Source organism: Paenibacillus sp. SRL342 (assembly GCF_984798905.1).
In genome coordinates, this window is the sequence record NZ_OZ481790.1 from 2557863 (window position 1) to 2578827 (window position 20965).

Genomic DNA, 20965 nt, shown 5'->3' on the forward strand with positions numbered 1-20965 from the left:
ATGAAAAAAATTGCGATTCTCGGGTCAACCGGTTCCATTGGAACCCAGACACTGGATGTAGTTGACATGCATCCAGAACTCTTTCAAGTGGAGGGACTGGCTGCCGGAGGCAATACAGACCTGCTGATCGAACAAACCAAACGTTACCGGCCGAAGAAAGTATCGGTGGGGTCCAAAGAATTGGCGGAGAAGGTAGCTCCACATTTGCCGGCAGGAACGCAACTGTTTTATGGCACTGAGGGACTCGTAGAAGTTGCGGCAGGAACCGATGCGCATACGGTTGTTACAGCGGTGGTGGGGAGTGTTGGATTGGAGTCAACGCTTGCTGCCATAGACGCAGGCAAACAGATCGGGCTGGCCAACAAGGAGACATTGGTTACGGCGGGGCATATTGTTACTACAAGAGCGGCTGCCAAAGGAATCTCTTTGCTACCCATCGATAGTGAGCACTCTGCGATATACCAATGCTTGAATGGTGAAAACAGAGAACGCTTGGCAGGCATTACGCTCACCGCATCAGGCGGATCATTCCGGGATCTTACACGTGAACAGTTGAAGAGCGTGACTATTGAGGATGCGCTTAAACATCCGAATTGGTCAATGGGGTCCAAAATTACGATAGACTCGGCAACGATGGTTAACAAGGGTCTCGAGGTCATTGAAGCACATTGGTTATTTGGTCTTCGATATGATCAGATTAATGTATTGCTTCACCCAGAGAGTGTTATTCATTCCTATGTGGAATTTGATGACACCAGCATCATCGCACAACTGGGGAATCCGGATATGCGAGTTCCCATTCAATATGCACTGACTTACCCTGACCGCTTGCCATCACCAGCACAGCGTCTGTCTCTTGCTCAAGCTGGAAAATTACATTTCCGTGAGATGGATATGGAACGGTTCCCGTGTTTAAGAATGGCATATGAGTGTGGTAAAATGGGAGGAACCGCAACAACGGCGTTTAATGCAGCCAACGAGGTTGCTGTAGCCCGTTTCTTGCGTAAAGAGATTTCATTCCTTAAAATAGAAGATATTATTGCTTCTGTGCTGGAAGCACACCACAATGTGGACGAGCCTGATCTGCATGAGATCGCGCGTTGTGATCAGGAGAGCCGTAAGTTTGCGGCCAGTCTGTAATCTCTTTTTTCATAACAAATTGGAAGAAGTGATTCTCTTGTGCGGCATCAGAGAATAATGATAATCTAGAGGGACAGACTGCGGTATGTGCCGTGAAGGAGGATGGATAGGGATTGGAAACCATACAAGTGGTATTTCTAACGGTGCTCATGTTCTTTGTCATCGTGACGGTTCATGAATGGGGGCATTATTATTTTGCCAAACGCGCCGGTATTCTTGTACGGGAGTTTGCGATCGGTTTTGGTCCCAAATTGTTCTCATATAAAAGAAACGAGACCCAGTTTACATTGCGTTTGTTGCCTTTTGGTGGATATGCACGGATGGCAGGGGAAGATCCGGAACTGGTAGAGATCCAGGAAGGACAGACCATTGCGGTAAGATCAGCGGATGACCAGGTGAAGATGATCTATCTGGACCAGCTGGATAACCGTAAAAATGTAATACGTGGTGAAGTCATCTCCATTGATATGGAGAACGCCCTGAAGCTTCAACTGGATGTAGATGGTGAGATTCAGGCGTATCGTATTCATCCTCAAGCAATGTTGGTAAGTCGTGGTAAACAAACGCAGATTGCACCGAAAGATCGTCAATTCGGCAGCAAAACTGTTGGACAGCGTGCATTAGCTATTTTTGCGGGCCCACTCATGAACTTTATCTTGGCCTTTGTGTTGTTTGCTGTATATGCGCAGATGGCAGGAGTTCCGGTGGGAAATCCAAAAAATCTTCAAATTGGTGAAGTGCTTGAAGGTGGGGCAGCCGATCAGGCAAACCTGCAAAAGGGCGATATTATCGAAACCATCAATGGTACTGCAATTGGTACGGATTCACAAAAAATGGTGTCGATGATTGCCGATTCTAAAGACAAGCCGATGGAATGGACGCTGCGCCGGGGTTCGGATACGTTTAATATAACGATTACTCCACGTGCTGTAGAAGGACAAGAGGGCGGTAAAGTGGGAATCGTACCTACGCTACCAACCCGATCTGTTGGATTTGTAGAGACATTTAAAGTCTCAGGCGTGGCCATGGTTGATACAACCAAAATAATATTTGAAGGTTTCAAACATCTGATCAACCAATTCAACATGGATGATATTGGTGGCCCAGTTCGTACATTTGAAGTGACAGGGCAAATTGCTAAACAAGGGATTGAGCAGTTAACGAGATGGGCAGCGATTTTGAGTCTATATCTTGGGATATTTAACTTGCTACCAATACCTGCACTGGACGGCAGCCGTCTGGTATTTTTGGGAATTGAAGCGCTGCGCGGCAGACCTGTTGATCCCAATCGCGAAGGCATGGTGCATTTTATCGGGTTTGCGATGTTGTTTGTGTTGATGCTGGCAGTAACTTACAATGATATATTACGTTTAATTAACGGATAATTACGGTTGGACTACGCTCTGGACATTCAGAGATAGTCGTTATGGGAGGACGCTGGAGTCTTATGTCAAAGGAAAATGATAAACAGTTCGTGACTGAAATCACACCACAGGGTGAGGATTTCTCACGCTGGTACATTGATGTTATCAAAAAAGCTGATCTCATGGACTATGCACCCGTACGCGGTTGTATTGTGTTCAAACCAGACGGTTTTGAAATCTGGGAACATATTAAGGATGAGTTGGATCGTCGTTTCCGTGAAACGGGCCATCGCAATGCGTACTTCCCGATGTTCATTCCTGAGAGCTTCTTTCAAAAGGAAAAAGAGCACGTGGAAGGTTTTAACCCTGAATTACCATGGGTTACGGAAGCTGGCGGAGAGAAGCTGGAAGAACGTCTGGCAATCCGTCCTACATCCGAAACGATTATCGGTCACATGTATTCCAAGTGGATTCAGTCTTATCGGGATCTTCCGGTACTGATCAACCAGTGGGCTAACGTAGTTCGTTGGGAAAAAAGAACGTTGCCGTTCCTTCGCACAAGTGAGTTCCTGTGGCAGGAAGGTCATACAGCGCATGAGACGGAAGAAGAAGCACGTGAAGAAACGATGAAAATGCTTGAGATTTATCGTGAAGTGGTTGAGGAATACTTGGCTATTCCTGTAATTGTGGGTCAGAAAACCAAGTCCGAGAAGTTTGCGGGTGCGGTGGATACGTACTCGATCGAAGCCATGATGAAGGATGGACGTGCTGTACAAGCAGGTACATCTCACTATATGGGGACGAACTTTGCAAAGGCATTTGAAATCCAGTATCTTAGCCGCAATAATGTGCTGGAGCTGGCTTACACTACTTCATGGGGAGTAAGCACACGTTTGATCGGTGCATTAATTATGGTTCACGGAGATGACCGTGGTCTCGTACTTCCTCCTAAAGTGGCACCAACACAAGTGGTCATGATTCCAATTGGACCTCCGAAAACGCGTGATGCTGTTGTTGGGCGTGCAGATGAGTTGTTCACTGAGTTGAAAAAAGCTGGAGTTCGTGTGAAAATGGATGATCGCAGCGATGTTCGCCCAGGTTGGAAGTTCAATGAATACGAGATGCGCGGTGTTCCGATTCGTCTGGAGATTGGTCCACGTGATATGGAAAATGGCGTTTGTGTACTCGTATCACGGATCACAGGTGAGAAGAAAGTGGTAGAACAAGCGAACCTGGTAGAAGAGATCCAGGCTATGCTTACACAGATCCAAGTAGATATGTTAGAGCGTGCTCGCACATTTATGTCGGATAACTTCTACTCCGTGGATACACTCGATGAGATGAAAGAACTGATGGAAAATAAACGCGGGTTTACACTGGCTGGATGGTGCGGTTCAGAAGCTTGCGAAGATAAAGTAAGAGAAGTCACAGGCGCAACAAGCCGGAACATTCCGTTCAAGCCTGCGGAAGAAAAGCATACGTGCCTGGCTTGTGGTGAACAGGCAGAACACACGGTTGTGTTTGCAAGAGCATACTAAGTCAGGATTTCTTGACTAAAAGCACTTATTCACCGTTTAAGTAATGAATGGAGAGCTTCTGTCGGATAAAATGAGTCGGTGCGAGTTCGGATCGGTGACATTTTTGAATGCAGGGGCTTTTCATGCTTTAAGGGGGTACAAGGAGGAACACGATGAGCGGATTCGAGGAGAAGAGAAAACGGTTTGAGTTGTTGATGAAACAGGCAGAGCTCCCGGCTGGCCTGTTAGAGCCCTATTTTTTGGATGGATGGATTGAACAAGTAGAGACCAATCGAAGTAATCGGGAATGGAATATTCTGATTGCGAAGGATACGTTGGTACCCGCTCCAATCTATCGCACATTTTGCCTGCATATTCAAGAGAAGATGAATCATATTGCCAAAATTTCATTTGGCTTCAAATACACGGATCAAGTACAAAATGGTGATATCGTCAGTGAATATTGGAATCTGTTTCTGGAGTGGGTTACCCGTGAGATTCCATCTGTAAATGGTTGGATGAACCGGACAACCTTTGAATGTGAAGAGGATCTTCTACAACTGACAATGAGTGATGCAACGTCAATGGAGTTGGCTCGTAAGAAACAGATTGATCAGGCTATTACAAAATTCTATGATAAGTACTTTCATTTACCTCTTCGCATCAAGATGCAAGTGGGTGAAGTGGGAAGTAATAAAGAGGCCATGGAACAGTTCCAGGCCCAAAAACGTGTAGAGGAACTTGAGGTCATCGAGAAGATGATGAGTGAAGTGGACACAGAAATCCCGGTGGATGAGGAGCAGGGTGATCTGCGTTTGCAAATGGGTTACGATATTAAGGAGCCACCAGTACCCATGCAGGAAATCCAGGATGAAGAGAAAAAGGTCACGCTTCAAGGTTCTGTATTTGGTCTGGATCGCAAAGAATTGCGAAACGGAAATACGTTGTTTACCTTCTACCTGACCGACTTCACGGACTCCATGCAAATGAAGATGTTTGCCAAAACAAAAGAGGATGTTAAAATTCTCAGTTTGCTGGCTAACGGTAAATGGGTGAAAGTGCGTGGCCGTGTAGAGTATGACCGGTTTATGCAGATTCCTGAACTCGCCATGATCCCTTCAGATCTGATAGAAGTCAAAGCACCGCCGTCTCGCAAGGATAATGCACCAGAGAAACGGGTAGAGTTCCATTTGCATTCTACAATGAGCACGATGGATGCTGTAACTTCGATCGACAAATACGTGAAAATGGCAGCGGAGTGGGGACACAAGGCGATTGCTGTCAGTGATCATGGTGGGGTGCAGGTATATCCTGAGGCTTCCAAGGCTGCCAAGAAAAATGGGATTAAAATGATCTACGGCCTTGAGGCCAATGTCGTGAATGACTCTGTTGCCGTTGTAATGGCTCCTCAGCCATTGGATCTCCAAACAGCAACATACATCGTATTTGATATCGAGACCACAGGTTTGTCGGTAACACAGAACAAAATCATTGAGATTGCAGCAGTGAAGATGCAAGATGGTAAGGAAATCGATCGGTTTGCAACATTTGTGAATCCGCATGAACGCATTCCCTACAACATTCAGCAGTTGACCAATATTAATGATGACATGGTAAAAGACGCACCTGAGCTGGAGCCTGTTATCCGTGACTTTGTGCAGTTTGCTGGTGATGGTGTGCTTGTTGCGCATAATGCACGTTTTGACATGGGCTTTATCCAGGCTTCCCTGAAGCAAATTGGATTGCCAGAGCTTCCTAACCCGGTCCTTGATACATTGGAACTGGCGCGATTGTTATTTCCCAAAAATAAGAACCACCGTCTGAATACGATGGCGGATAAATATAAGGTTGGACTCGAAAGTCATCACCGTGCCATAGATGATACGGTTGCACTCGCGGGTATACTGATCGGATTATTAAATGATGCTGCTCAGATGAAAGGTTTAACAAGGCTTGATCGCTTGAATGATTATGTAGGTGTCGACTTGTCGAATACAAGACCTTTCCATTGTGGAATCTATGCATTGAATGATGTCGGCAAGAAAAATCTATATAAGCTGGTATCTCTCTCTCATACGGAACATTTCAAGCGGGTACCGTGCATTCCCAAATCGAAACTGATTAATTTGCGTGAAGGTCTTGTTATTATTTCGGGCTGTGAAAAAGGGGAATTTTTCGAAGCGGTGCTTAACAAATCGCTCGAAGAAGCAGAAGAGATCGCTGAGTTCTATGACATACTGGAGATCCAACCGCTTACCATGTATATGCATTTGGTGGATAAAGGGTTGGTGGCTACGCCCGAAGAAATCAAAACAGCGATCCGTAAAGTTATCGATATAGGTGCAAAACTGAATAAACCGGTCATAGCCACAGGTAACGTGCACTATTTGGAACCACGTGACAAGTTATATCGGGATATCACCATTCACGGAATTACAGGATTTAGTCCACTGAAAGATCAGCGTAAACCGGATGCACATTTTAGAACGACAGAGGAAATGCTGGAAGAGTTCCAGTTCCTGGGTCAAGAGAAAGCATACGAGGTCGTTGTTACAAATACGGTGGAGTTGTCTGACCGATTTGAGGAAATTAAGCTGTTCCCGGACAAACTGTTTACTCCGATTCTGGAAGGTGCGGACGAAGAAATCCGTAATACCTGTTATAATACTGCCAAGTCCATCTATGGCGAGGAATTACCAGAAGTAATCGTGGCACGACTAGAGAAAGAGCTCATTCCAATTATTAAATACGGTTTTTCTGCCAACTATCTGATCTCGGAACGCTTGGTTAAAAAATCGAATCAGGATGGTTATCTCGTAGGTTCACGGGGATCGGTAGGCTCCTCTGTTGTTGCTACATTCCTGGGTATATCCGAGGTTAATCCACTACCTGCACATTATATTTGTGTGAATTCAGAATGCAAACACAGCGAGTGGTTCCTGGACGGCAGTGTTCGAAGTGGATTTGACCTTCCAGAGAAAGAATGTCCGGATTGTGGTGGCACACTTAAAGGAGAAGGCCAAGATATTCCGTTTGAGACCTTCCTTGGATTTAAAGGAGATAAAGTTCCCGATATTGACTTGAACTTCTCTGGTGATTATCAGCCTCATGCTCATAACTATACGAAAGTACTATTTAGTGAGAAGAGTGTTTTCCGTGCGGGTACCATTGGTACCGTGGCTGAGAAAACAGCATTTGGTTTTGCCAAGAAGTATGAGGAAGAACATCACAAGAAATGGCGCGGAGCTGAATTGAATCGTTTGGCCTCTGGCTGTACTGGGGTGAAACGGAGTACTGGACAGCATCCCGGCGGTATTGTCGTGGTACCTGATTATATCGAAGTCGAAGACGTTACACCTGTTCAGTTTCCAGCTGACGACGTTAATGCGGAGTGGAAAACCACACACTTTGATTATCATGCTTTTGAAGAAAACTTGCTGAAACTTGATATTCTGGGGCACGATGATCCAACTATGATGCGGATGTTGCAGGACTTGACAGGTGTCGATCCAACGAGCATTCCGATGAATGATCCCAAAGTCATGAGCATGTTTAACTCAACCGACGCTCTGGGTGTTACACCGGAACAGATTAGGTCGCCAGTCGCGACGTTTGGTGTGCCAGAGATGGGAACGAAGTTTGTACGTCAGATGCTTGTCGAATCCCAGCCGACGTCTTTTGCCGATTTATTGCAGATTTCCGGATTGTCCCATGGTACAGGCGTATGGCTTGGAAACGCTCAGGATCTGATTAAGAACGGAACGTGTAACATTAAGACGGTGATCGGTTGTCGGGATGATATCATGTTATTCCTGATCTATAAAACGGGAATGGACGCAAGTCTGGCATTTAAGATTACCGAGAGTGTTCGTAAGGGACGGGGCCTGCCGCAGGAATGGATTGACGAGATGAAGAATTGTAAAGTGCCTCAATGGTACATTGATTCGTGTCTCAAAATCCAGTACATGTTCCCGAAGGCACACGCGGCCGCTTATGTTATTTCGGCAGTACGTACGGCGTTCTTCAAGCTGTATCATCCGATTGAATATTACGCAACCTACTTTACCGTTCGGGCAGATGAGATTGATATCGAACTGATGTGTCAGGGATATGACGCGATCTATCGCAAAATTACGGAAATTGAGCAATTAGGTTTCCAGGCACCTCCAAAAGAGAAAAACATGTTACCTGTTCTGGAAATGGGTCTGGAAATGGCAGCACGCGGATTCTCGCTGAAATCCATTGACTTATACCGTTCGGAAGCGACAAAGTTCATCGTTGACGGAAAATCACTAATCCCTCCATTTTCGGCGTTGGCAGGAATCGGGGATAATGCTGCTCGCAACATTGCTGCAGCAAGAGATCATGGTGAGTTTCTATCGGTTGAGGACTTCCAGCAGAAGTCGAAAGCAAGTAAGACCATTGTTGAACTCCTGTCCAATATGGGATGTTTCCGTGGCTTGCCAGAGAGCAATCAGCTTTCTCTTTTCTAGGATTGAATTTGGATCTAAACATAGCGATTGCTGGGGGAACGTAATTTTTCCTTCATTAGTAAGTAAACTGCCAGAACCATCGCTTACTTGTCACTATTACCAGACTATGTTATAATTTTTGAAGTGAACGAGATAGTACGAATTTCTAAAGAGTGGGGAAACCCACTCTTTAGTCTTTGGTATACAAGAATCTTGGGTATTGAATAATCTGCCAGTGCTTTTTTGCTGGTGTAACCTAAGTTGGAGGTTATTGGTTTTGAGCACAACGAACATTAAATCTACCGTGGAAGAAATGATCCAACCCTACTTGAACGAACAAGGCTTCGAGCTGGTTGACATCGAATACGTCAAAGAAGGCAGCAACTGGTTTTTACGGGTGTATGTCGACAAAGAGGGTGGCATCGACATCGACGATTGCGTCTTGATCAGCGAAAAGCTGAGCGCCAAGCTGGATGAGAACGATCCGATTCCAACCATCTATTTCCTTGAAGTGTCTTCTCCCGGTGCGGAGCGTCCACTGAAAAAACCTGAGGACGTTACCAAAGCTGTAGGCAAAAATGTTTTTGTTACAACCTACGAGCCGGTGAACGGATTGAAGGAATTTGAAGGCAAGCTGCTTTCCTTTGATGACGAGGAACTCGTGATCGAAGCAGGCAAAAAACAGCATGCCATTTCTTATGATAAGGTTGCCAGTGCGCGCCTAGCTATTTTGTTTTAAGTGCCTTGTTCACTTTATTAATGAAAAAGACACATCTCACGATAACGGCAAGGTGCTCATGAGTTCAGAGCCTTTCGCCGTTTTACGTATGAGATGCCATGTTTGAAAGGGGGATCAACATTCATGAGTATGGATTTTATTGAAGCAATGAATGAATTGGAACGGGAAAAAGGGATCAGCAAGGATGTGCTGTTTGAAGCGATCGAGGCTGCACTAATTTCCAGCTACAAGCGGAATTTCAACACGGCCCAGAATGTGCGTGTTGACATGAACCGTAATACGGGAGTTATTCGAGTGTATGCCCGTAAATTGATCGTGGAAGAAGTCCTGGATTCACGTACCGAAATTTCATTGCCTGCTGCACGAGAAATCAACCCACACTTCCAGCTGGAAGATATTGCGGAGATTGAAGTTACGCCGCGTGATTTCGGACGTATCGCGGCACAAACTGCCAAACAGGTAGTGACCCAGCGGATTCGTGAAGCCGAACGCGGCCTGATCTACAACGCTTTCGTAGATAAGGAAGAAGATATCGTTACGGGAGTGGTGCAGCGTCAGGATTTGCGCAATATCTACATCGATCTGGGCAAAATCGAAGCGGCTTTACCGCTGACCGAATTGATGCCGAACGAGAAGTTTGTTCATGGTGACCGTATTAAGGCGTATATCACCAAGGTCGAGAATACGACGAAAGGGCCGCAAATCATTTTGTCCCGTACCCATCCGGGCCTCTTGAAACGTCTCTTTGAACTGGAAGTGCCTGAGATCTTTGACGGTGTAGTTGAAATTCGCTCCGTCGCTCGCGAAGCAGGGTTCCGCTCCAAGATTGCCGTTCATTCCCGCAACGAGGAAGTGGATCCAGTTGGATCTTGTGTAGGTCCTAAGGGAATGCGCGTGCAGACCATTGTGGGTGAGCTGCGCGGTGAAAAAATCGACATCGTTCGTTTCTCCGATCAGGTAGACGAATATGTTGCTAATGCACTGAGTCCTTCCAAAGTATTGGAAGTTCATGTATTTGAGGAAGAAAAGATGGCTCGGGTTATCGTTCCGGACTATCAACTGTCGCTCGCAATTGGTATCAAAGGCCAAAATGCCAGATTGGCAGCCAAATTAACCGGCTGGAAAATCGACATTAAGAGCGAGAGCCAGGCGGAACAGGAATTCGGCAGAGAAAAAGATTCTTCTTCTGAAATGCATCAGGATTCCGTCTCCGTCGACTAAAGTAAAGTACGGGGGGCGCTGACGTATGAAACCAAAAAAAGTGCCGCTGCGCAAATGTGTGGCATGCCAAGAAATGATGCCCAAAAAGCAGCTGATTCGCATTGTTAAAACGCCAGAGGATGAAGTGCTGATCGATTTGACTGGCAAAAAATCCGGACGTGGTGCCTATTTATGCGGCAAAGAGTCCTGTTTTAAGCTCGCACTCAAAAACCGGGCTTTGGATCGGGCGTTGAAAGGCAAAGTCTCACCTGAAATTTACGAGCAATTAGCAGCTGACTTCATCGCGGTTGAGGATGAATTCAAAGCAGCACAGGAGCGTGAACATGACTAATATTAAAACGCTATCTTATTTGGGACTCTCTATGCGTGCAGGTAAACTTGTAACAGGTGAAGAAATTGTACTTAAAGCGATCCGTTCTTCCGAAGCTAAAATGGTTATTGTTGCGGGTGACGCCTCAGCCAATACACAAAAGAAATTTCGCGATAAATGCGGAACTTATAAGGTTCCTCTGTTGATCGGATTTGACCGGGATAGTCTGGGTTCAAGTATCGGTAAAGACACGCGTGTTGTTCTTGCAGTAACGGATCGAGGGTTTGCAAAAATGATCTCCAAGCAAGTCGGTATAATGTCGGAGGTGGAGTATATTGAGTAAACAGGAAAACAAGGATAAATTGCGAGTTTATGAATATGCGAAGTCCCTTAATATGAGTAGTAAAGAAATTATAACCATTCTTAAAAAGCTGGAAATTCCCGTAAACAATCATATGAGTGTCATGGAGAATGGTTCAGTCGGTAAGGTGGAACAATTTTTTAAAGATATAAAATCCACTGCTGCTTCGAAACAAAGTAACGATGCAAAACCAGTTGCTACTTCGGCAGTGCGCAGTGACAAACCAGTGGACAGCAACAAGCCGGCCGGCGGAGTGAACACGCCGAAGAGCAGTAACCCATCCGGTAGTCCCGTACAAACAAAAATACAACAGGAAAAGCAGGTAGGTATGAACAATAGACCAAATTCCAACAATAACAATGGCACCCAAAGACCCAGCGGCCAAGACAGCCGCAACAGAACGAACTCTTCCCAAGGCTCAAGCCAAGGAGGACAATCAACTAACCGTCCAAGACCAGCTCAAGGTGGACAAAGCAGTACTGCATCCCGTCCGCAAGGATCGGGTCAACGTCCGAATAACAGCGGTGGCGGTCAGGTAAGAACTTCAGGACCTAACAGCGGTGGTAATACAGGTACTGCTGGCAACCGTAGCGGTGGCCAAGGTCAGAGCCAAGGACAAGGCCAACGTAGAAGCGGCCCAGGTGGCACTACTGGCAGCAACAACAATAGTGGTAACCGTTCGAACAGCGGTGGCGGTGGACGTCGTTATGATGACAACCGTGGCGGCAACTTCCGTGGTAACCGTGGTGGCAAGAACAACCGCAACAGAAATCAACAACAGTACCAACAACGTGAAAAAATTGATAACACACCTAAGAAAATCATCGTTCGTGGTGATATGACTGTTGGTGAAACAGCGAAGTTGCTCCATAAGGATGCTTCCGAAGTTATCAAAAAGCTCATCGCTATGGGCGTTATGGCAACAATCAACCAAGAGCTTGATATCGAAACGATCCTTCTGCTTTCAGGTGAATTCGGTGTTGAGGTTGAAGTGAAGATTGTGCTTGAAGATGACCGTTTCGAAACACTGGAAGAGAATGATGATGCTGCTGACTTGCAGGCTCGTCCACCAGTAGTTACGATCATGGGTCACGTTGACCATGGTAAAACTACTTTGCTGGATGCTATTCGTTCAACGAATGTATCCGATGGCGAAGCAGGCGGAATCACGCAACATATCGGTGCATATCAAGTTGAAATCAACAACAAAAAGATCACGTTCCTGGATACTCCGGGTCACGAAGCGTTTACAGCGATGCGTGCACGGGGCGCACAAGTTACGGATATGACGATTATTGTCGTAGCTGCGGATGACGGTGTTATGCCACAGACAATTGAGGCGATTAACCATGCCAAAGCTGCTGGGCTACCAATCATCGTGGCTGTCAATAAAATTGACAAGCCGGGTGCTGATCCAGACAAAGTGAAACAAGAACTAACTAGCTATGAACTCGTTCCTGAAGAGTGGGGCGGAGATACCATCTTTGTTAACGTGTCAGCGAAACAAAGAATGGGTCTGGAAGGTCTGCTTGAAATGATTCTGCTGGTTGCAGAAGTGAACGAATACAAAGCGAACCCGGACAAACGTGCCCGTGGTACAGTGATTGAAGCCGAGCTGGATAAAGGACGTGGCCCAGTTGCACGTATCCTCGTACAGCACGGTACATTGAAAGTCGGCGATGCTTTCGTAGCAGGTAACTGCTTCGGTCGTGTCCGTGCGATGGTCAATGACAAAGGTCGTCGTCTGAAAGAGGCTGGACCTTCAACACCTGTTGAAATCACAGGTTTGACTGAAGTTCCAGGTGCGGGAGATCCATTCATGGTGTTTGAAGATGAGCGCAAAGCGCGTTCCATCGCTGACAAACGTGCGATTACGCAACGTGAATCCGATCTGGGTACACATACTCGCGTAACGTTGGATGATCTGTTCCAACACATCAAAGATGGCGAGATCAAAGATCTGAACGTAATCATCAAAGGTGACGTACAAGGTTCGGTTGAAGCATTGAAAGGTTCCCTTGCGAAGATCGAAGTTGAAGGTGTACGCGTGAAAATCATTCATAGCGGCGCTGGTGCAATCACGGAGTCCGACATCATTTTGGCAGCAGCATCCAATGCCATCGTGATTGGTTTCAACGTTCGTCCTGATAACCAGGCGAAAGCAACTGCAGATCAAGAGCAAGTAGACATTCGTCTGCATCGCGTAATCTACAGTGTTATCGAAGAAATTGAACAAGCGATGAAAGGTATGCTTGATCCGATCTACAAAGAAAAAGTTATCGGTCATGCTGAAGTTCGGAGCACGTTCTCCATCAGTAAAGTGGGTACCATCGCTGGTTGTATGGTTACCTCGGGTAAAATTACGCGTTCTGCGGAAGCACGCCTGATTCGTGATGGCATTGTCCTTTACGAAGGTAAGCTGGATTCCCTGAAACGTTATAAAGATGATGCCAAAGAAGTAGCCCAAGGTTACGAGTGCGGTATTACACTGGATAAATATAATGATCTCAAAGAGGGCGACGTTATCGAAGCCTTCATTATGGAGACAGTACAACGATAAGCAAGGAAGCATGAGGTGAACAACGATGGCTAAGATTCGTACAGGTAGAGTGGGCGAGCAGATCAAGAAAGAAATCAGTCTGCTCATCCAGTCTGAACTGAAAGATCCACGTATCGGCTTTATTACGGTAACGGGAGTCGAAGTGACAGGAGACTTGTCGCAAGCCAAAGTTTATCTGAGTGTCTTCGGTGAGCAGGAACAAAAAGATAACACGCTCAAAGCTCTGGCAAAAGCAAATGGATTTTTGCGTTCCGAGCTGGGCAAACGTATCCGGTTCCGGCATGTTCCCGAGTTGATATTTAAGATTGACGAATCCATCGCTTATGGCAGCCGAATTGAGAAGCTGCTTGGCGATATTGGTTCCGACAAGAACGAATCCCAGTAACAGAATAGAGGAGACGGCAATGCACACTTATGAACAGGCGCTCCAGGCCGGAAAGCAATTTCTGCTGGAGCATGATGATTACCTGGTCGTGTCGCATGTACAGCCGGACGGTGACGCAGTCAGCTCGACGGTAACGGTGGGCTGGCTGCTGTCATGTCTGGGTAAGACATTCACGATGATTAATGAAGGCGAAATTCCCGGGCGTATGCATTTTTTGTGGGAAGCAGGCAACATTGTGAACATGACCGAACAACCACCGCAGCGAAAATATAAAGCTGTTATTTGTGTGGATTGTGCAGACTTTGCCAGAGTAGGTTTGACACGTCATTATTTCGAAGACGATGCTGTTATTTTGAATATTGATCATCACCCTACAAATGACGGTTATGGTACAGTCAACATCATTAAGTCAGATGCTGCTGCAACCGCTGAAATTTTGTTCGATTTTCTTAACCTGTTCCAAGTAACATGGGATAAAGATGTTGCGACGGCAGTTTATACAGGATTGCTTACGGATACAGGTGGCTTCCGCTATGCCAACACCAGCCCAAATGTAATGACAACGGCCTCCAGACTGCTTGAACATGGCGTGGATGGACCCTATCTTGCCCAGACCTTGTTGGAGCAGGTGACTCTTCCGCAAGTTCGGATTTTGAATCAGGCACTATCAAGCCTGCAGATGACGGATGATGGAAAGATAGCCTGGGTTGTTATTACACCAGATGATATGGTGGCTTGTGGAGCAGCTAATGAAGATCTTGAAGGGGTAGTGAATTATCCGCGTAACATTCAGGGCGTGGAAGTTGGTATCTTTTTCAAAGTCATCAACGAGAATGCGGTCAAGGTTTCTTTGCGTTCAGCTGGCAAGATTGATGTTGCTGCACTAGCCCAGACCTTTGGCGGAGGCGGGCATGTGCTTGCAGCCGGATGTCGTCTGGAAGGCAGACTTGATGATATTGTCACAAAAGTACTGAAGCAGGTGAACTCACAATGGTAAAGCCATTTGAAGGTGTACTTCCGGTATATAAACCGGCGGGATTTACTTCTCATGATGTTGTAGCCAAAATGCGTCGCATTCTCAAAATGAAGCGCATTGGGCATACGGGCACACTTGACCCACAAGTTACAGGCGTTCTGCCGCTCTGTCTTGGACGGGCGACACGTGTGGTGGAGTACATGCAGGAGCTTCCGAAGGAATATCTGGCTACGCTCAGATTGGGACTCTCTACTGACACAGAGGATATGACAGGGGAAGTCATTGAGCGGGCTGAAACGACTGTGGAAGTAACACAGGAACAGGTTCAACAGGTGCTAGAGCAGTTTCTGGGCACGATCTCTCAAGTACCACCCATGTATTCTGCGGTAAAGGTAGACGGCAAACGTCTTTATGAGCTTGCTCGTGAAGGTAAGACGGTAGAGCGTAAGAGTCGTGAGGTCACAATCTATGAGCTCGAACTTACAGGGATTGAGACTCAGGGTGAGACCACCGATATATCTTTCCGGGCTTTATGTTCAAAAGGTACCTATATTCGGACATTGTGTGTAGACATTGGCCGGCAACTCGGATATCCATCGACCATGGTTCAACTGGAGCGTACAATATCGGCAGGTATCTCTGCAGATCGTTGTCTTCGTATTGAAGAAGTGGAACAACTTATGGCTGACGGGACTTTAGCGGAGGCGCTGATTCCTGTTGACGAGGCTATTTCTTCAATTCCGGCCCACAAGGTTGGAGAAGAACAGACCAAAGGAGCACTTCAAGGTCAGAAACTGTCTGCACGTCTTCTGGAACCACCTGTAGAGCAACCTGGGTTAATGCGGTTGTATGCTCAGGATGGTACGTTTCTGGGGATATTTGAGCGGGATGAACTAAAACCAACGGTGAGGGCAGTTAAAGTCTTTTTGCCGGAATAAAGAGGTTTCGGGCTTGGAGTTGTGGTGATGCTCAAGCTTGGCCTATCTAGTGAAATGCAGGTGAATGATTGTGAAAACCGTAATGCTAACCTATCCGCAGACGTTACATTCGACTGAGCTGAGCACACTGCCCCAAGTGCTTGCGATTGGTCAATTCGACGGACTGCATCTCGGACATGCAAGTGTCATTTTATCAGCTGTCCGCATTGCGCGGGAAACGGGCATGCAGGCAGCGGTCATGACCTTTCATCCACATCCGAAGGAAGTTATGCGCAAAGGGGATTACGAGGGTTATTTAACTCCCTTGAGAGATAAAGAAGATATCTTGGCAGGAATGGGCGTTGATGTACTCTATGTGGTGGAGTTCAATGAAGATTTCTCACGGTTGACGCCGCAACAATTCGTACACGACCTGTTGATTCCTCTTCAGACACGAACAGCGGTGGTGGGTTTTGACTTCCGTTTTGGTCACAAGGGTGCAGGGGATGAACAACTTCTTCGTACTTTGGGAGAAGGAGAGATGACGGTGGAAACCGTTCCTCCGTTCTTGTTAAATGGTGAAAAAGTGAGCAGTTCTCTCATTCGTGGCCTGTTGAAGCGTGGGGAGATGGATGAGGCCAGTCAGTGGCTTGGTCGACCTTACAGCATCAGAGGAACCGTCATTCATGGGGAGAAGCGTGGACGAACGATTGGATTTCCTACAGCCAACCTTGAACTCACGGATCATTACGTTACCCCGTCGAAGGGTGTTTACGCTGTTCGTGTGCAGTATGGCAAACAGGAACTGCATGGCGTAATGAATCTTGGTGTGAAACCTACGTTTCACGAAAGCGGGATGAAACCTACGTTTGAAGTGCACCTGCTTGATTTTGATGGACACTTGTATGACCAGGAACTAAAGGTTGAGCTCGTTCACTATATTCGTGCAGAACGAAAGTTTGACTCCATTGATGCATTGATTAGCCAAATTCGTGAAGATGCATTAACTGCCGGCCGCCTGTTATCTTAAAGGTTCAGGATTAAATGCATGTTTACATTTACTTTAACTAGGCAATTATGATATACTGTACTACGTTGTCGATTAAGACAACATTAACCTTGGCTTGGTTGCTTGCTCTCACCGGCGGTGACGAGGCTAATGGCGATTATATTGAAGGAGGTGAATAGGATGGCATTGACTCAAGAACGTAAACAACAACTGATCGACGAGCACAAAACTCACGAGTCCGATACAGGATCTCCAGAGGTGCAAGTTGCTATCCTTACGGAAAACATCAGAAGTTTGACAGACCACTTGCGTACGCATAAGAAAGACCACCACTCACGTCGTGGACTTTTGAAAATGGTAGGTCAACGTCGTAAGCTTTTGGCTTACGTGAAAAACAAAGATGTTAAACGTTACAGCGCACTGATCGAAAAACTCGGATTGCGTCGTTAATTATCGTACATGTTTTCAAAACCAACCTGGCTGTTATCCGTCATTCTTTTGTCTAAAAGGACAAGCGGAACCTACAGCCGGGTTGTTTTGTAGATGAACATGTTGCCATATATTTGTAGATGGGGCTCCGTGAGGAGCTTTTGTTGTGCAGGTTAGCATGTTGAAAGTTCCATACATAGCTAATGAATGCAGGACAAGCAGGAAATACTGTAAATATGCAGAATCCATTGAATTAGGAACGAATATAAGGAGGGGTTTCATGGAACAGCGTGTTGAAATGCAGCTTGGTGGAAGAAAGCTTACGCTTGAGACCGGGCGTTTGGCCAAGCAGGCTAATGCTGCCGTTAAGGTAACATACGGGGATACCGTGGTATTGTGTACCGTGACAGCATCAAGTGAGCCGAAAGATCTGGACTTTTTCCCATTAACGGTGAACTATGAAGAAAGATTGTACGCCGTAGGTAAAATCCCGGGAGGATTTATTAAACGTGAAGGCAGACCGAGTGAGAAAGCCATTCTTTCAAGCCGTCTGACAGACCGTCCAATTCGTCCTTTGTTCCCGGAAGGCTTCCGGAATGATGTACAAGTTCTGAATATCGTTATGAGTGTGGATCAGGATTGCGAACCGCAAATTGCTGCAATGATTGGTACATCGGCAGCATTGAGTATTTCGGATGTTCCATTCAGCGGACCGATTGGTGGCGTGAAAGTTGGACGTATTGATGGCGAGTTCATCATTAACCCAACGATTGCACAGCTTGAAGTCAGTGATATTGAACTGGTCGTTGCAGGAACCAAAGATGCCATCATGATGGTTGAGGCGGAAGCAAACGAAGTGCCGGAAGAAGTGATGCTCGAAGCAATCATGTTTGGACATGATGAGATCCAAAATATTATTGCTGTAATCGAACAACTTGTGCAAGTTGCTGGAAAAGAAAAAATGGCTGTTAAGTTGCGTACCGTTAATACTGAAGTTAACAGCAGCGTGCGTGAATTCGCCAGCGCTCGTCTGGTCGAAGCGGTTAAAATCGCCGAGAAACATGCTCGTCAAGATGCAATCGATGTAGTGAATGACGAAACCGTTGCTCACTTTGAAGAGAAATATATTGAAAGTCCGGAATTGTTCAAAGACGTGAAGGAAGTTCTGCACGATATCGTCAAAGAAGAAGTGCGTCGTCTGATTACGCATGATAAAGTTCGTCCGGATGGACGTGGACTTGCTGAAATTCGCCCAATTGAATGTGATACATCTCTGTTGCCACGTGCACATGGTACAGGACTGTTTACGCGCGGTCAAACGCAAGCACTTAGCGTTTGTACACTGGGTGCACTGGGTGATGTTCAGATTTTGGACGGAATCAGTCTTGAAGAAACGAAACGATTCATGCATCACTATAACTTCCCACCATTCAGCGTAGGTGAAGCTCGTCCATTACGTGCTCCAGGCCGTCGCGAAATCGGACATGGTGCTCTGGGTGAGCGCGCGCTTTCCAAAGTGATTCCTTCCGAAACGGATTTCCCATACACGATTCGTTTGGTATCTGAAGTTCTGGAATCCAACGGTTCATCATCTCAGGCAAGTATCTGTGCCAGCACTTTAGCTATGATGGATGCAGGTGTACCAATCAAAGCTCCAGTTGCGGGTGTAGCTATGGGTCTGATCAAAGATGGAGATCATGTATCCATTCTGAGTGATATTCAAGGTATGGAAGATCACCTCGGTGACATGGACTTTAAAGTAGCTGGAACACCTGAAGGTGTAACTGCAATCCAAATGGACATCAAAATTGCTGGTATTAATCGTCAAATTTTGTCTGATGCATTGGCGCAAGCCAAAGAAGGTCGTATGCACATTTTGGGCAAAATGAACGAAATTTTGAAAACTCCACGTGAGCAGTTATCACAATATGCACCTAAAATTACAACGATGCATATCAACCCGGACAAAATCCGTGATGTTATCGGTGCAGGTGGTAAAATTATCAATAAAATCATCGAAGAAACCGGTGTTAAAATTGATATTGAACAGGATGGACGTGTCTTTATCGCTTCTTCCAACCAGGAGATGAATGATAAAGCCAAAGCGATCATCGAAGGTATTGTGCGCGAAGTATTGGTCGGCGAGATTTATGTCGGCAAAGTAAAACGCGTAGAAAAATTCGGTGCATTTGTTGAAGTACTTCCGAACAAAGAAGGTCTGGTACACATCTCGCAACTGTCAACTGAACGTGTTGCCAAAGTGGAAGATGTTGTAGCTATCGGTGATTCCATTACGGTAAAAGTAACGGAAATTGACCCACAAGGTCGAATCAACTTGTCCCGTAAAGCAGTTTTGACTGCTGAAGCTCCGGCTCAATCCTAGGATACCGAAGCGACAGGTTATAAATGGATAGATTGAATGAAGAGACAGAATGTGAATTTCTGGCTCTTTTTTTAACGTTTAAATACGTAAAGCAAGGATGAAAACATGGCTTAGCATTCATATTCTTGCCCTTGTCCTCATATGATGGGGACAAAGACGGCGGGAGGATGGAGCTGTGGGAAACCAATCCAAAAAGCTGGCGGCTGTTCTGGCGGGTGTGACTGCGGTCATATTGATCGGACAAGTTGGCAGTGTACGTACATACATTACGGAGATCCGTGATGGGCCAGGTACGCAAAATGCTTTTGACATGTTTAAGGAAGCAACTGGAGAAGATGCGCTGTTGTCTGCGATTCGGGATAAAGCGGCTGAAACGAAAATTGCTCCGGTGAATGCCAGAGTGGATCGGGTATGGAAAGCAATTCCTGGTTATAATGGCATGGAGATTGATGTGGAAGCGACATACCGTAAGGCGCTGAGTGGAACGTTGAATACCAAAATAGCGTATGTCTACCGTCAGATTGAGCCGGAGATTCAGCTTAAAGATTTGGGTGCACATCCGATCTATCGGGGAAATGCAAACAAACCGATGGTTTCTTTTATGATTAATGTGGCCTGGGGGAACGAATACATTAAACCGATGCTGGATACGCTCGATGCCGAGAAAGTGAAGGCTACTTTTTTTCTGGATGGAAGTTGGTTAAGCAAAAACGTTGAACTGGCCAAAGAAATTCAGAAGCGTGGGCATGAGATGTCCAATCATGCGTATTCTCACCCGAATATGAGTCGATTGAGCGCAGAACGGGCCAAGCTGGAAATTAGCAAAACCCAGGATCTGCTCCATAAAACACTGGGTGTAGAGAATCGTTGGTTTGCTCCGCCTTCCGGTGACTTTAATCAGAAGACCGTTGACATTGCTTCATCCATGGGGCTGCAAACCGTGTTATGGACAGTAGATACTGTGGATTGGCGTAAGCCAAGCCCGGATGCCGTTGTTGCTAAAATTGCAAAAAATACCGAGGCAGGCACGTTAATTCTAATGCACCCTACAGCTGCTTCTTCGGGAGCTTTAAAGGGCATGATTCAATCCATACGGGCCAAAGGTCTGGTGCTCGGAACAGTAAGTGAGACGTTGTCTTCGGAACGTGTAAATACGTCTGCGGTTGAGTGAACGTTGTTTTT

16 protein-coding genes are annotated in these 20965 nt (G+C 46.1%); all 16 read left to right on the forward strand.

The window, feature by feature from the left end; genetic code table 11:
• The 16 genes from AC4E8D_RS11795 to AC4E8D_RS11870 all read left to right on the forward strand — a co-directional run bounded on the left by AC4E8D_RS11795 (position 1) and on the right by AC4E8D_RS11870 (position 20954).
• A complete protein-coding gene (locus tag AC4E8D_RS11795; RefSeq protein WP_490206250.1) occupies positions 1-1140 on the forward strand; it encodes a 1-deoxy-D-xylulose-5-phosphate reductoisomerase in 1140 nt (379 codons plus the stop codon).
• A gap of 113 nt (positions 1141-1253) precedes the next feature.
• Entirely contained in the window at positions 1254-2525 is a 1272-nt protein-coding gene (gene rseP, locus AC4E8D_RS11800) for an RIP metalloprotease RseP (RefSeq protein WP_490206251.1), read from the forward strand.
• A 62-nt stretch (positions 2526-2587) separates the two neighbouring features.
• Positions 2588-4042: a proline--tRNA ligase gene (gene proS, locus AC4E8D_RS11805; protein WP_490206252.1), complete on the forward strand. Its 1455-nt coding sequence runs from the start codon at positions 2588-2590 to the stop codon at positions 4040-4042.
• A 152-nt stretch (positions 4043-4194) separates the two neighbouring features.
• Positions 4195-8514 (forward strand): PolC-type DNA polymerase III, encoded by a 4320-nt coding sequence (locus AC4E8D_RS11810; RefSeq protein WP_405132038.1) that lies wholly within the window; start codon positions 4195-4197, stop codon positions 8512-8514.
• A 256-nt stretch (positions 8515-8770) separates the two neighbouring features.
• A complete protein-coding gene (rimP, locus tag AC4E8D_RS11815) occupies positions 8771-9232 on the forward strand; it encodes a ribosome maturation factor RimP (RefSeq protein WP_047842499.1) in 462 nt (153 codons plus the stop codon).
• Positions 9233-9355: 123 nt separating this feature from the next.
• The gene (gene nusA / locus AC4E8D_RS11820) at positions 9356-10453 is read left to right on the forward strand and encodes a transcription termination factor NusA (protein ID WP_062833827.1); all 1098 of its coding nucleotides are present in this window, start codon (positions 9356-9358) and stop codon (positions 10451-10453) included.
• 25 nt (positions 10454-10478) lie between these two features.
• Entirely contained in the window at positions 10479-10784 is a 306-nt protein-coding gene (rnpM, locus tag AC4E8D_RS11825) for an RNase P modulator RnpM (protein WP_017689143.1), read from the forward strand.
• A complete protein-coding gene (locus AC4E8D_RS11830) occupies positions 10777-11106 on the forward strand; it encodes a L7Ae/L30e/S12e/Gadd45 family ribosomal protein (RefSeq protein ID WP_017689142.1) in 330 nt (109 codons plus the stop codon). Before rnpM ends, AC4E8D_RS11830 begins: the two co-directional genes overlap by 8 nt.
• Positions 11099-13684, forward strand: a complete 2586-nt coding sequence (infB, locus tag AC4E8D_RS11835) for a translation initiation factor IF-2 (protein ID WP_221824155.1) — start codon at positions 11099-11101, stop codon at positions 13682-13684. The genes AC4E8D_RS11830 and infB overlap by 8 nt, the downstream gene beginning before the upstream one ends.
• A gap of 25 nt (positions 13685-13709) precedes the next feature.
• A complete protein-coding gene (rbfA, locus tag AC4E8D_RS11840) occupies positions 13710-14069 on the forward strand; it encodes a 30S ribosome-binding factor RbfA (RefSeq protein WP_017689140.1) in 360 nt (119 codons plus the stop codon).
• Positions 14070-14088: 19 nt separating this feature from the next.
• Positions 14089-15066 carry a DHH family phosphoesterase gene (locus tag AC4E8D_RS11845; protein WP_221824153.1) on the forward strand — a complete coding sequence of 326 codons (978 nt, stop codon included), beginning with the start codon at positions 14089-14091 and terminating at the stop codon, positions 15064-15066.
• Positions 15060-15983, forward strand: a complete 924-nt coding sequence (truB, locus tag AC4E8D_RS11850; protein ID WP_221824151.1) for a tRNA pseudouridine(55) synthase TruB — start codon at positions 15060-15062, stop codon at positions 15981-15983. Before AC4E8D_RS11845 ends, truB begins: the two co-directional genes overlap by 7 nt.
• A gap of 70 nt (positions 15984-16053) precedes the next feature.
• Positions 16054-16992, forward strand: coding sequence for a bifunctional riboflavin kinase/FAD synthetase (locus tag AC4E8D_RS11855; RefSeq protein WP_397376292.1), 939 nt, complete (start codon positions 16054-16056; stop codon positions 16990-16992).
• 159 nt (positions 16993-17151) lie between these two features.
• Complete coding sequence (gene rpsO, locus AC4E8D_RS11860) at positions 17152-17421, forward strand: 30S ribosomal protein S15 (RefSeq protein WP_056700672.1); 270 nt, start codon at positions 17152-17154, stop codon at positions 17419-17421.
• A gap of 259 nt (positions 17422-17680) precedes the next feature.
• A complete protein-coding gene (gene pnp, locus AC4E8D_RS11865; protein ID WP_101313440.1) occupies positions 17681-19783 on the forward strand; it encodes a polyribonucleotide nucleotidyltransferase in 2103 nt (700 codons plus the stop codon).
• A gap of 175 nt (positions 19784-19958) precedes the next feature.
• Positions 19959-20954: a polysaccharide deacetylase family protein gene (locus AC4E8D_RS11870; RefSeq protein WP_047842504.1), complete on the forward strand. Its 996-nt coding sequence runs from the start codon at positions 19959-19961 to the stop codon at positions 20952-20954.
• Positions 20955-20965: the final 11 nt, after the last annotated feature.